This is a genomic window from Pseudomonas fluorescens NCIMB 11764 (genome assembly GCF_000293885.2).
GTDB lineage: Bacteria > Pseudomonadota > Gammaproteobacteria > Pseudomonadales > Pseudomonadaceae > Aquipseudomonas > Aquipseudomonas fluorescens_B.
In genome coordinates, this window is the sequence record NZ_CP010945.1 from 23702 (window position 1) to 37151 (window position 13450).

General features: G+C 60.2%; 11 protein-coding genes. All 11 read left to right on the top strand.

Annotation, left to right across the window (positions count from 1 at the left end):
* Positions 1-175 precede the first annotated feature (175 nt).
* The 11 genes from dksA to pgi all read left to right on the top strand — a co-directional run bounded on the left by dksA (position 176) and on the right by pgi (position 13414).
* Positions 176-616, top strand: a complete 441-nt coding sequence (gene dksA / locus B723_RS00120) for an RNA polymerase-binding protein DksA (protein WP_007902025.1) — start codon at positions 176-178, stop codon at positions 614-616.
* A gap of 271 nt (positions 617-887) precedes the next feature.
* On the top strand, positions 888-1775 hold the full coding sequence (gene gluQRS / locus B723_RS00125) for a tRNA glutamyl-Q(34) synthetase GluQRS (protein WP_017340803.1): 888 nt from the start codon (positions 888-890) through the stop codon (positions 1773-1775).
* A 77-nt stretch (positions 1776-1852) separates the two neighbouring features.
* Positions 1853-2029, top strand: a complete 177-nt coding sequence (locus B723_RS32705; protein WP_003176118.1) for a hypothetical protein — start codon at positions 1853-1855, stop codon at positions 2027-2029.
* Positions 2013-4967: a sensor histidine kinase gene (locus B723_RS00135; protein WP_031319123.1), complete on the top strand. Its 2955-nt coding sequence runs from the start codon at positions 2013-2015 to the stop codon at positions 4965-4967. Before B723_RS32705 ends, B723_RS00135 begins: the two co-directional genes overlap by 17 nt.
* Positions 4968-4989: 22 nt before the next feature.
* Positions 4990-6426 (top strand): sigma-54-dependent transcriptional regulator, encoded by a 1437-nt coding sequence (locus tag B723_RS00140; RefSeq protein WP_017340804.1) that lies wholly within the window; start codon positions 4990-4992, stop codon positions 6424-6426.
* 691 nt (positions 6427-7117) lie between these two features.
* The gene (locus B723_RS00145) at positions 7118-8521 is read left to right on the top strand and encodes a polynucleotide adenylyltransferase PcnB (protein WP_017340805.1); all 1404 of its coding nucleotides are present in this window, start codon (positions 7118-7120) and stop codon (positions 8519-8521) included.
* Between the two features lie 2 nt (positions 8522-8523).
* The gene (gene folK / locus B723_RS00150; RefSeq protein ID WP_017340806.1) at positions 8524-9009 is read left to right on the top strand and encodes a 2-amino-4-hydroxy-6-hydroxymethyldihydropteridine diphosphokinase; all 486 of its coding nucleotides are present in this window, start codon (positions 8524-8526) and stop codon (positions 9007-9009) included.
* 354 nt (positions 9010-9363) lie between these two features.
* Positions 9364-10164, top strand: coding sequence for a 3-methyl-2-oxobutanoate hydroxymethyltransferase (gene panB / locus B723_RS00155; protein WP_017340807.1), 801 nt, complete (start codon positions 9364-9366; stop codon positions 10162-10164).
* Positions 10161-11021, top strand: coding sequence for a pantoate--beta-alanine ligase (gene panC / locus B723_RS00160; protein ID WP_017340808.1), 861 nt, complete (start codon positions 10161-10163; stop codon positions 11019-11021). The genes panB and panC overlap by 4 nt, the downstream gene beginning before the upstream one ends.
* A 129-nt stretch (positions 11022-11150) precedes the next feature.
* Complete coding sequence (panD, locus tag B723_RS00165) at positions 11151-11531, top strand: aspartate 1-decarboxylase (RefSeq protein WP_003228271.1); 381 nt, start codon at positions 11151-11153, stop codon at positions 11529-11531.
* Positions 11532-11749: 218 nt separating this feature from the next.
* The gene (gene pgi / locus B723_RS00170; protein ID WP_017340809.1) at positions 11750-13414 is read left to right on the top strand and encodes a glucose-6-phosphate isomerase; all 1665 of its coding nucleotides are present in this window, start codon (positions 11750-11752) and stop codon (positions 13412-13414) included.
* The last annotated feature ends 36 nt before the right edge of the window (positions 13415-13450 follow it).

Consider the following 13450-nt stretch of genomic DNA (forward strand, 5'->3'; position numbering starts at 1 on the left):
CAGTCAAGGCTTTGCAATCTTTTGCAAGCCCTTCGGGCCACTACCTCGACATCCGGGAGTAGCGCGGCCCGATTTGATCTGGTAAGTTCGCCCGCTTGCAGCCGCAGGGCCGGCAGGTGTCGGTGATGGAGCAATCCTGCGCAGATGGATTACAAGAGTAGAGGCGGTCCATTTCATGCCCACCCAAGCAAAGCAGCAAAATCAGTCGATCAGCGGCTTCGAACCCTACAAAGAAGTAAAGGGCGAGGAGTACATGGGCAAACCCATGCGCGCTCACTTCACCAAGATCCTGAACAAGTGGAAACAGGACTTGATGCAGGAAGTCGACCGCACGGTTGATCACATGAAAGACGAAGCGGCCAACTTCCCCGACCCGGCAGATCGTGCCAGCCAGGAAGAAGAATTCAGCCTTGAATTGCGCGCCCGCGACCGTGAGCGCAAGTTGATCAAGAAGATCGACAAGACGCTGCAATTGATCGAAGACGAAGAATATGGCTGGTGCGAGTCCTGCGGCGTCGAAATCGGCGTCAAGCGACTGGAAGCCCGCCCTACCGCCGACATGTGCGTTGACTGCAAGACCCTGGCGGAAATCAAGGAAAAGCAAGTCGGCAAGTAATCTCGACTTGAACGAAGAACGGAGCGTGCGAACGCTCCGTTTTTGTTTCTGATATTTGCCCCGACAGAACCCTGCGGGAGCGAGCCTTTGTGGCGAGGGGATTATCCCCGTTCGGCTGCGGAGCAGTCGCAAACCCGGTTGATGCGTTCTATCTGACGCATCGCGATGACAGAGTTTGGGGGCGCTACGCGACCCGACGGGGATAAATCCCCTCGCCACAAAGGCTCTCCCACAGGGACTTGCGTACGACCGGACAACATAGATCGCCCTTATGACCGCCACCCCCTACATCGGTCGCTTCGCCCCCACGCCAAGCGGCCACCTGCATTTCGGCTCGCTGGTCGCTGCGCTGGCTTCGTACCTCGACGCGCGCTCGGTGGGTGGGCGCTGGTTGATGCGCATGGAAGACCTCGATCCGCCAAGGGAAGAACCCGGCGCGCAAGCGGCCATCCTCAAGGCGCTGGAAAGCTACGGTTTCGAGTGGGACGGCGAACTGGTCCGACAGAGCGACCGGCACGACGCCTACGCCGAAGTGCTCAATCGCCTGTTCAATCATGGCCTGGCCTACGCCTGCACCTGTTCGCGAAAACAGCTTGAGCCCTATCACGGCATTTATACGGGCCTGTGCCGCAATGCCGGCCACGGCACCGAAGACGCCGCGATTCGCCTGCGTGTGCCCGAGCTCGAATACCACTTCATCGACCGCGTGCAAGGCGAATACCGCCAGCATCTGGGCCGGGATGTCGGTGATTTCGTGATCCGCCGCCGCGACGGGCTCTACGCCTACCAACTGGCCGTGGTCCTCGATGACGCCTGGCAAGGCATCACCGACATCGTCCGTGGCGCGGACCTGCTCGACTCCACGCCACGTCAGCTCTATCTGCAAGAACTGCTGGGTTTCTCGCAACCACGCTATCTGCACATCCCGCTGATTACCCAGCCTGACGGCAACAAGCTCGGCAAGTCCTACCGTTCGCCGCCGCTGACCGAAGATCAGGCCACGCCTTTATTACTGCGTGCATTGCGTGCGCTCGGGCAGAATCCGGGCGCCGAACTGGCGTATGCCACCCCACGCGAAGTGCTGAACTGGGGAATCGTCCACTGGGATGCGCTGAAGATCCCGCGCACACTCACCTTGCCCGAAGCGCAACTACAGTGATCACACTTGCAGTGGCGCGCCCATCCGTTACCATCGCCGCACGTTTTCGGGCACGCGCATAAAAAAGAGAGGCCGGGATGTACATCTATCGCTTGGTCCTGCTCCTGGTAGTGGGGATTTATCTGTTCTCCCCGGCCATCATGGATTGGTGGATCGACGCCACTGGCGCCTGGTATCGCCCTTATCTGCTCTGGCTGATTCTGATCGTCGTGACCTTCATCCTGCAGAGCCAAAAAGATGCCGATGAGCTTTAGCCTGACCCAGATGATCCTGATCAGCGCCGCGTACCTGGCGGTGCTGTTCGGCGTGGCCTGGATCAGCGAACGGGGCATGATTCCCCGGGCGATCATTCGCCACCCGCTGACGTACACCCTGTCGCTGGGTGTCTACGCCAGTGCCTGGGCGTTCTACGGCACCGTGGGCCTGGCCTATCAGTACGGCTACGGCTTTCTCTCCAGCTATCTAGGCGTTTCCGGCGCTTTTCTGCTGGCGCCGGTGTTGCTGTATCCGATCCTCAAAATTACTCGCACCTATCAGCTGTCGTCGCTGGCCGACCTGTTTGCGTTCCGTTTCCGCAGCACCTGGGCCGGCGCACTGACCACGATTTTCATGCTGATCGGCGTGCTGCCGTTGCTGGCGTTGCAGATTCAAGCGGTTGCCGACTCCATCGGTATCCTCACCCGCGAACCGGTGCAGCATCGCGTGGCCCTGAGCTTCTGTGCGCTGATTACGCTGTTCACGATTTTCTTTGGCTCGCGCCATATCGCCACCCGCGAGAAACACGAAGGGCTGGTGTTCGCGATTGCCTTTGAATCGGTGATCAAGCTGATTGCGATTGGCGGTGTTGGCCTGTATGCGTTGTATGGCGTGTTCGATGGCCCGCAACAGCTGGAACTGTGGCTGCTGCAAAACCAGACCGCCCTCGCCGCGTTGCACACGCCGTTGCAGGAAGGCCCGTGGCGCACGCTGCTGCTGGTGTTCTTCGCGTCGGCGATTGTGATGCCGCACATGTACCACATGACGTTTACCGAGAATCTCAACCCGCGTTCGCTGGTCAGTGCGAGCTGGGGTCTGCCGTTGTTCCTGCTGCTGATGAGCCTGGCCGTACCGCTCATTCTCTGGGCCGGGCTGAAACTCGGCGCCACCACCAATCCTGAATACTTCACGCTGGGCATCGGCATCGCCGCCAACAGCAAGGCCTTGGCGTTGCTGGCGTATGTCGGCGGGCTGTCGGCAGCGAGCGGACTGATCATCGTCACCACCCTGGCGCTGTCCGGGATGGCGCTGAACCATCTGGTGCTGCCGCTTTATCAGCCACCGGCCGAAGGCAACATCTATCGCTGGCTGAAATGGACCCGTCGGGCCTTGATCGTCGCGATCATCATGGCCGGTTACGGTTTTTACCTGTTGCTGGGTGCCGAGCAGGATCTGGCCAACCTCGGCATCGTCGCGTTTGTGGCGACCTTGCAGTTCCTGCCGGGCGTGCTGTCCGTCCTTTACTGGCCGACCGCCAACCGGCGCGGCTTCATCGCCGGTTTGCTGGCGGGGATTCTGGTGTGGCTGGTGACCATGCTGCTGCCGCTGGTCGGCAATCTGCAAGGGTTCTACATTCCGCTGTTGAACATGATCTACGTGCTGGACGACACCAGTTGGCACATGGCCGCGATTGCGTCGCTGGCCGCCAACGTGCTGATGTTCACCCTGATTTCACTGTTCACCAATGCCAGTCCCGAGGAGGCCAGCGCTGCCGAAGCCTGCGCCGTGGACAACGTGCGCCGCCCGCAACGCCGTGAACTGCACGCGGCCTCGCCCCAGGAGTTCGCCACGCAACTGGCCAAACCCTTGGGCGCCAAGGCTGCGCAAAAGGAAGTCGAGCAGGCGCTGCGCGATCTCTATCTGCCGTTCGACGAGCGCCGGCCTTACGCCTTGCGCCGCTTGCGTGACCGGATCGAAGCCAACCTCTCGGGCCTGATGGGGCCGAGCGTCGCGCAGGACATGGTCGAGACGTTCCTGCCTTACAAGGCCGGCGGCGAAAACTATGTCACCGAGGACATCCACTTCATCGAAAGCCGCCTCGAGGACTACCACTCGCGCCTCACCGGTCTTGCCGCCGAACTCGATGCCCTGCGCCGCTATCACCGTCAGACCTTGCAGGAATTGCCGATGGGCGTTTGCTCGCTGGCCAAGGATCAGGAAATCCTCATGTGGAACAAAGCCATGGAGGAGCTGACCGGAATTGCCGCGCAGCGTGTGGTCGGCTCACGACTGAGCACCATCGCCGATCCGTGGAAAGAACTGCTGCAAGGCTTCATCAACCTGCCCGACGAACATTTGCATAAGCAACATCTGGCGCTCGATGGCCAGACCCGCTGGCTGAACCTGCACAAAGCGGCGATCGACGAACCGCTCGCGCCGGGCAACAGTGGCCTGGTACTGCTGGTGGAAGACCTGACCGAAACCCAGATGCTCGAAGACAAGCTGGTGCACTCCGAGCGCCTGGCCAGCATCGGCCGCCTCGCCGCGGGTGTGGCCCATGAAATCGGCAACCCGATCACCGGCATCGCGTGCCTGGCGCAGAACCTGCGCGAAGAACGTGAAGACGATGGCGAGCTGAAGGAGATCAGCGGGCAGATCCTGGAACAAACCAAACGCGTGTCGCGCATCGTTCAGTCGCTGATGAGTTTTGCCCACGCCGGCAGTCATCAACACAGCGACGAGCCCGTCTGTCTGGCCGAAGTGGCCCAGGACGCCATCGGTTTGCTGGCCCTGAACCGACGCAATTTCGAAGTGCAGTTCTACAACCTGTGCGACCCCGACCACTGGGTCGAAGGCGATCCGCAGCGACTCGCCCAGGTTTTGATCAACCTGCTCTCAAACGCCCGTGACGCCTCGCCTCCCGGCAGTGCGGTACGGGTGAAAAGCGAAGCCGGCGAACACACGGTCGACCTGATCGTGGAAGACGAAGGCAGCGGTATTCCGAAGAACATCATGGACCGATTGTTCGAACCTTTCTTCACCACCAAGGATCCTGGCGAAGGCACCGGTCTGGGCCTTGCACTGGTCTATTCCATCGTTGAAGAGCATTATGGACAAATCACCATCGACAGCCCGGCTGATGTTCAAAGCCAACGCGGCACCCGTATCCGGGTGACCTTGCCGCGTCATGTCGAAGCGACGTCCGCTGTGAACTGAGACCGTCGAGAGTATCGAATCAATGCCGCACATTTTGATCGTCGAAGACGAAACAATTATCCGCTCCGCCTTGCGCCGCCTGCTGGAACGTAACCAGTACCAGGTCAGCGAAGCCGGTTCAGTGCAGGAAGCACAAGAACGCTTCACCATTCCCACGTTCGACCTGATCGTCAGTGACCTGCGCCTGCCTGGCGCGCCGGGCACCGAGTTGATCAAACTCGGCCAGGGCACTCCGGTGCTGATCATGACCAGCTACGCCAGCCTGCGCTCGGCGGTCGACTCAATGAAGATGGGCGCGGTGGATTACATCGCCAAGCCTTTCGACCACGACGAAATGCTCCAGGCCGTCGCGCGCATCTTGCGTGACCGGCAATCGGTGCCGGCCAGCGGTGAACCTGCCGTCGGCAAAGCCGCCAATGGCGCGGCGAAACCGGGCATCGACAACAGCAACGGCGAAATCGGCATCATCGGCTCGTGCCCGCCGATGCAGGATCTGTACAGCAAGATCCGCAAAGTGGCACCGACCGACTCCAATGTCCTGATCCAGGGCGAGTCCGGCACCGGTAAGGAACTGGTGGCGCGCGCCCTGCACAACCTGTCCAAACGCGCCAAGGCACCGATGATTTCAGTGAACTGCGCGGCCATTCCGGAAAGCCTGATCGAGTCCGAACTGTTCGGTCACGAAAAAGGCGCGTTCACCGGCGCCAGCGCCGGACGTGCCGGCCTGGTGGAAGCGGCGGACGGCGGCACCTTGTTCCTCGATGAAATCGGCGAACTGCCATTGGAAGCCCAGGCTCGCCTGCTGCGCGTGTTGCAGGAAGGCGAAATTCGCCGGGTGGGCTCGGTGCAGTCGCAGAAAGTCGATGTGCGTTTGATCGCCGCGACTCACCGCGACCTCAAGAGCCTGGCCAAGATCGGTCAGTTCCGTGAAGACTTGTATTACCGCCTCCACGTGATCGCCCTGAAACTGCCGGCACTGCGCGAGCGTGGCGCCGACGTCAACGAAATCGCCAATGCTTTCCTGGCGCGGCAGAGCGCGCGGGTCAACCGCACCGACCTGAAATTCGCCGCGGACGCCGAGCAGGCGATTCGTCACTACTCCTGGCCGGGCAACGTGCGCGAATTGGAAAACGCGGTCGAGCGTGCGGTCATCCTGTGCGAGAGCCCGGAAATTTCCGCCGAGCTGCTGGGCATCGACATCGAGCTGAGCGGCCTGGAAGACGACGAGTTCATCGGCCTGCCCCCGCAACAGGGCAACGGCGCCGGCAACAACAATCATGAGCCGACCGAAGACCTGTCGCTGGAAGACTACTTCCAGCACTTCGTTCTCGAGCATCAGGACCACATGACCGAAACCGAGCTGGCACGCAAACTCGGGGTCAGCCGTAAATGTCTGTGGGAACGTCGCCAGCGCCTGGGTATCCCGCGTCGCAAGACCGGGGTGGCCAGCGAGAGCTGAGCGGGTAACACATGACTTTGTGAAAAAACTGTTACCTCAGCTTTTTCACGTAACAGAAGCCGGGGCTTACGGTAACGAAGCCCCGGTTTTTTTGGGCCTCGAAAAACCTGCCCAGGTGACGTAACCCCTTGTTTTGCTGGGCCTCACAAAAGTTGGCACGCACCCTGCTATATGTTTGGTACAACAACAATAACAAGCAATGCACAAGACAATAAAAATAAGACGAATCGACTCACGCACAATAAAAACAAGACGGCGAGAGGCGCAGCTAACTGATTCTTTTGGAGAGGCGTTGTATTTGGGGCTTGCCCCACGACCAGGCCGAGAACAACAAAAACTGTCCTGAGACAGAGCCTGAACTGGTTGGATCGCAAGATCACTGCAGCACAGCGACCAAAGCAATCCGTTTGCTCTTGGCTCCCGATTGGGAGGGTCATGAAGGAAAACTTCATGACGCGGGCACTCAACAAAAACAAGAAGCCCGAAACCAATAACAAAAATAGAACATGCAACTACTTCTTGGGGAGCTTCGGCTCCCCTTGTAGTTTCTGCTGTTTACCCCCCGTGCCAGGCATGCCCTTCAAGCGCTTGCGCAGCTTCCTACACCATCCCCCGACTAAATGCTAGAATCCCCGCCCATCATGCGGTCATTCTTCGTTATGGCCGAACATTCCTTCAAACAGTGCATCCCATGCTGAAGAAGCTGTTCCAGTCATTCCGTTCTCCCAAGCGTCATACGCAACACATCCGCAGCACGCCTGAAGTGCTTAACAGCGGCCAACATTCGCTGCAAAAGGCGCAATTCAGCCGTTATGCGGTGAATATCGTCGAACGCCTGCAGAACGCCGGTTACCAGGCTTATCTGGTCGGCGGCTGTGTGCGTGACATGATGCTCGGCATCACGCCAAAAGATTTCGACGTTGCCACCAGCGCTACCCCTGAACAGGTTCGCGCCGAATTCCGCAATGCGCGGATCATCGGTCGTCGCTTCAAACTGGTGCATATCCACTTTGGTCGCGAAATCATCGAAGTCGCGACCTTCCGCGCCAATCACCCGCAAAACGACGAAGAGGAAGACAGCAACCAGTCTTCCCGCAACGAGAGCGGGCGCATCCTGCGCGACAACGTCTACGGCACGCTGGAAGAAGACGCGCAACGCCGCGACTTCACCATCAACGCCCTGTATTACGATCCGGTCAGCGAACGTATTCTCGATTACGCCAACGGCGTACACGACATCCGCAATCACCTGATCCGCCTGATCGGTGACCCGAAGCAACGCTACCAGGAAGACCCGGTACGGATGCTGCGGGCCGTGCGTTTCGCCGCGAAACTGAATTTCGGTATCGAAAAACACAGCGCCCTGCCGATCCGCGATCTGGCGCCGATGCTGCGCGAGATCCCGTCGGCCCGCCTGTTCGAAGAAGTGCTCAAGCTGTTCCTCTCCGGCCACGCCGCGGACACCTTCGAGATGCTGGTCGACTTGCAGTTGTTCGATCCGCTGTTCCCGGCCAGTGCCGAGGCGCTGGAATACAACCCGACGTACACCCACACCCTGATCAGCGAAGCGCTGATCAACACCGACCTGCGGATCAAGCAGAACAAACCGGTGACCCCGGCGTTCCTGTTTGCAGCCCTGCTCTGGCCTGCCCTGCCGGCTCGCGTGTTGCGCTTGCAGGAACGTGGCATGCCGCCGATCCCGGCGATGCAGGAAGCGGCGCATGAGTTGATTGCCGAACAGTGCCAGCGGATCGCGATTCCAAAACGCTTCACCATGCCGATCCGCGAAATCTGGGACATGCAGGAACGCCTGCCACGCCGCAGCGGCAAACGCGCCGATCTGTTGCTGGACAATCCGCGATTCCGCGCCGGTTACGACTTCCTGCTGCTGCGTGAAAGCGCCGGCGAGCAGACCGATGGCCTGGGCGAATGGTGGACCGATTATCAGGACGCCAACGATAGTGAGCGTCGCGACATGATCCGCGACCTCAGCGGCAAGGACGACGGCGCCAGCGGTGCGCCGCGCAAACGTCGCCGCAGCGGCGGTGCCAAGCGCAAACGCGCGGCTGGCGCTCCGAGCGCTACGGGCGAGTAAGCATGGAACGCATCTACATCGGCATGGGCAGCAACCTGGCTGACCCCGCCGAACAATTGCGCAGCGCCGTCGAGGCGCTGGCGCAATTGCCGCAGACCGAGCTGGTCGGGGTTTCAGCGTTTTATCAGAGCGACTCGCTGCTACCCGGCCAACCGCGTTACACCAACGCGGTCGCCGCGCTCGATAGCACGCTCGCACCGCTGGACCTGCTCGACGCGCTGCAAGCCATCGAAAACGGACAGGGCCGCGAACGCCTGGAACGCTGGGGGCCGCGCACGCTGGATCTCGATATTCTGCTGTTCGGCGATCGACTGATCGATGAACCGCGCCTCAAGGTGCCTCACTACCATATGCAGGAACGCGCGTTCGTTCTGTATCCGCTGGCCGAATTGGCGCCGGCGGATTTGCGTTTGGCGGATGGGCGCAGCCTGAGTGAATTGCTCGCAGCCTGCCCGTTCGTCGGGCTGGAACGCCTCCCTCAAAGTTGACACAAAACCACTGTGGGAGCGGGCTTGCTCGCGACGACGGTGTGTCATTCAGTATTGATGCCGACTGATCCACCGCCTTCGCGAGCAAGCCCGCTTGTGTCGTGCATAAGATCTGCGGCTGCTGAATCGCATCAGTTACTCCGGTAACACCCCACGCGTAACAACGCGGTAACACACGCAATTGACTTCCCGAGTTCTCCTCACGACTATAGGCGTCCCGCTGCCGCCAACGCGGCATTGAAGGGCGCAATCCAGGCCTTAAAAGCACGACAACAGACCGTGCGCCTGTATTTAACGAAGAATCACGCGCGTTACTCGCAGTAGTTTCCACAGCGCCTGAATGAGGAACTTTTCATGCCAGCCATCACCCTGACCACTCTGCAAGGTCTCAAGCAAAAAGGTGAAAAAATCACCATGCTGACCTGCTATGACGCGACCTTCGCCCACGCCTGCAATGAGGCTGGCGTCGAAGTGCTGCTGGTGGGCGACTCCCTCGGCATGGTGCTCCAGGGTCACGACAGCACCCTGCCGGTGACCACCGCCGAGATGGCTTACCACGTCGCCGCCGTCAAACGCGGTAACACTGACGCGTTGATCCTCGCCGACCTGCCCTTCATGGCCTATGCCACCCTCGAACAAACCATGACCAACAGCGCCCTGTTGATGCAGGCCGGTGCGCACATGGTCAAGGTCGAAGGCGCGCTGTGGCTGGCAGACTCGATCCGTCTGCTAGCCGAGCGCGGTATCCCGGTGTGCGCACACATGGGGCTGACACCGCAGTCGGTGAACATTCTGGGCGGTTACAAAGTCCAGGGCCGTAACGAGAACCAGGCACGGCAGATGCGCGCCGACGCCATCGCCCTGGAACAGGCCGGTGCCGCCATGCTGCTGCTCGAATGCGTACCGAGCGAACTGGCTCAGGAAATTACCCAGGCAGTGGGGATACCGGTGATCGGCATCGGCGCCGGCAGCGGTACCGACGGCCAGGTCCTGGTGCTGCACGACATGCTCGGTCTGTCGATTACGGGCCGAGTGCCGAAATTCGTGAAAAACTTCATGAACGGCCAACCCAGCATTCAAGCGGCCCTGAACGCTTACGTCACTGACGTCAAAGCGGCGACTTTCCCTGGTATCGAACACGGATTCTCTGCATGAACACCGTTAAAACCGTACGCGAACTGAGGGCCGCCGTGGCCCGTGCCCGCAGCGAAGGCAAGCGCATTGCCTTCGTGCCGACCATGGGCAACCTGCACAGCGGTCATATCGCACTGATTACCAAAGCCAGCCAACGGGCGGATTTCGTGGTCGCGAGCATTTTCGTCAACCCACTGCAGTTCGGTGCCGGCGAAGACCTCGACAAGTACCCCCGCACCCTCGCGGCAGACCAGGAAAAGTTGCTCCAGGCCGGTTGCCACTTGCTGTTCGCGCCGACAGTCGAAGAAATGTACCCCGATGGCATGGCTGGCCAGACTCGCGTCAGTGTTCCGCAACTGTCCGAAGGCTTGTGCGGCGCCAGCCGTCCGGGGCATTTCGAAGGTGTGGCGACGGTGGTCAGCAAGCTGTTCAACATGGTTCAACCGGACCTGGCGATCTTCGGTCAGAAAGACTTCCAGCAACTGGCGGTGATTCGCGCGCTGGTGCATGACCTGAACATGCCGATCCAGATCATCGGCGAGCCGACGGTCCGTGCGGCCGACGGCCTGGCACTGTCATCACGCAATGGGTTCCTCAGCGAAGAACAGCGGGCGGTTGCGCCGGTGGTGTATCGCACGCTGGCCTCGATTGCCGAAGCCATCAAACAAGGTGACCGCGATTATCCGGCGCTGATCGCGGCACAACAACAGCAACTCGAAGCCGCGGGCCTGCGTACCGATTACCTGGAAATCCGTCATGCGCTGACCTTGCGTCCGGCGACGACGGAAGATCGGGATCTGGTGATTCTGGTGGCGGCGTTCCTCGGCACCACACGGTTGATCGACAACCTGCACCTGAACCTCGACGCCACCGCATAAAACACCACAAATCCTTAGGAGCCGGCTTGCTGGCTCCTGCAGAGGGCGGCTCCCTTGCGCCCTGTATTGCTGCCCACAATGCCTTCGGGCAAACTGCCCGCCGTTCGATTCCGACCTGGGGAAACACTCATGCACGCCATCATGCTCAAGGCCAAGCTGCATCGCGCCGAAGTCACCCACGCAGTTCTTGATTACGAAGGTTCCTGCGCCATCGACGGCGAATGGCTGGACTTGTCCGGCATCCGTGAATACGAACAGATCCAGATCTACAACGTCGACAACGGCGAACGCTTCACCACTTATGCGATTCGTGGCGAAGAAGGCTCGCGCATGATTTCAGTTAACGGTGCCGCGGCGCACAAGGCCAAGGTCGGCGACCGTGTGATCATCTGCGCTTACGCTCACTACAGCGAAGCCGAGCTGCTCAACTTCAAGCCGCGCATGCTTTACATGGCGCCGGGTAACGAGTTGAGCCACACCAGCAATGCCATTCCGGTTCAGGTTGCCTGACCGAACCTTCTCTTCCGTTTGTCGGACCGTTCCCCACTTTATGTATAAAAAAGTACCGGGAACGGGTCAGACAAAGTCAAGACAGATCGCAGCGCGAGGTTTACTGTATTCGCCCTGCGCCATGAAATCGTGTCGACGCAGTTGACCGGACGCCCTCACAGCGCTCCGGGATTTTTAGTGTTCAAAAGGCCGTTCAAGTAAAAAGGAAACCCGCAGCGATGGCGTACTACCGCACTCCTCACGACGTGACCGCTCTGCCCGCCTGGCAAGCGCTGAATGACCACCGCCAAGCCATGCAGGATTTCAGCATGCGCGAAGCCTTTAATGCCGACCCGCAGCGCTTTACTCAATTCACCCTCAGCAGCTGCGGCCTGTTTCTCGACTACTCGAAGAACCTGATCAACGCCGAGACCCGCGATCTGCTGGTGGGCCTGGCCAACGAAGTCGACCTCAAGGGCGCGATCAAAGCGCTGTTCGACGGCGAGATCGTCAACTCCTCCGAAGGCCGTCCGGCCCTGCACACCGCGCTGCGTCGTCCAGTGGGTGAAAAGCTGTCGGTCAATGGCGTCAACGTGATGCCCGAAGTACACAAGGTGTTGAACAAGATTACTGACCTCGTGGGCCGCATCCACGACGGCCTGTGGCGCGGTTACACCGAGAAGCCGATCACCGACGTGGTGAACATCGGCATCGGTGGCTCGTTCCTCGGTCCCGAGCTGGTCTCCGAAGCGCTGCTGTCCTACGCCCAGAAAGGCGTGCGCTGTCATTACCTGGCGAACATCGACGGCAGTGAACTCCACGAGCTGACCATGAAGCTGCGTGCCGAGACCACGCTGTTTATCGTTTCGTCGAAATCCTTCAACACCCTCGAAACCCTGAAGAATGCCCAGGCCGCTCGCGCCTGGTACCTGGCTCAGGGCGGTTCGGAAGCCGAGCTGTATCGTCACTTCATCGCCGTTTCCAGCAACAACGCGGCGGCTGTGGCGTTCGGTATCCGCGAAGAAAACATCTTCCCGATGTGGGACTGGGTCGGCGGTCGCTACTCGCTGTGGTCGGCCATCGGATTGCCGATTGCCCTGGCCATCGGCATGTCGAACTTCAAGGAACTGCTGTCCGGTGCCTACACCATGGACCAGCATTTCCAGAGCGCGCCGTTCGAACAGAACATGCCGGTGCTGCTGGCCTTGCTCGGCGTCTGGTACGGCAACTTCTGGGGCGCGCAAAGTCACGCGATCCTGCCGTACGACCACTACCTGCGTAACATCACCAAACACTTGCAACAGCTGGACATGGAATCCAACGGCAAGAGCGTGCGTCAGGACGGCACGCCGGTGTCCACCGACACTGGCCCCGTGATCTGGGGCGGCGTGGGTTGCAACGGCCAACACGCGTATCACCAGTTGCTGCACCAGGGCACCCAACTGATTCCGGCCGACTTCATCGTGCCGATCGTCAGCTTCAACCCGGTCTCCGATCATCACCAATGGCTGTACGCCAACTGCCTGTCGCAAAGCCAGGCACTGATGCTCGGCAAGACCCGCGCCGAAGCAGAAGCCGAGTTGCGTGACAAGGGCATGGCCGAAGCGGACGTGCAGAAACTCGCGCCGCACAAGGTGATCCCGGGCAACCGTCCGAGCAACACGCTGGTGGTCGAACGCATCAGCCCGCGTCGTCTTGGCGCACTGGTGGCGATGTACGAACACAAGGTTTTCGTGCAAAGCGTGGTCTGGGGCATCAACGCCTTCGACCAGTGGGGCGTGGAATTGGGCAAAGAGCTGGGCAAAGGCGTCTACAACCGCCTGGTCGGCAGCGAAGAAACCCCGGCTGACGATGCGTCCACACAAGGGCTGATCAACTACTTCCGCGGTCGTCACCGCGGGTGATTTGACAGTTCACTGCATTACCCTGTGGGAGCGAGC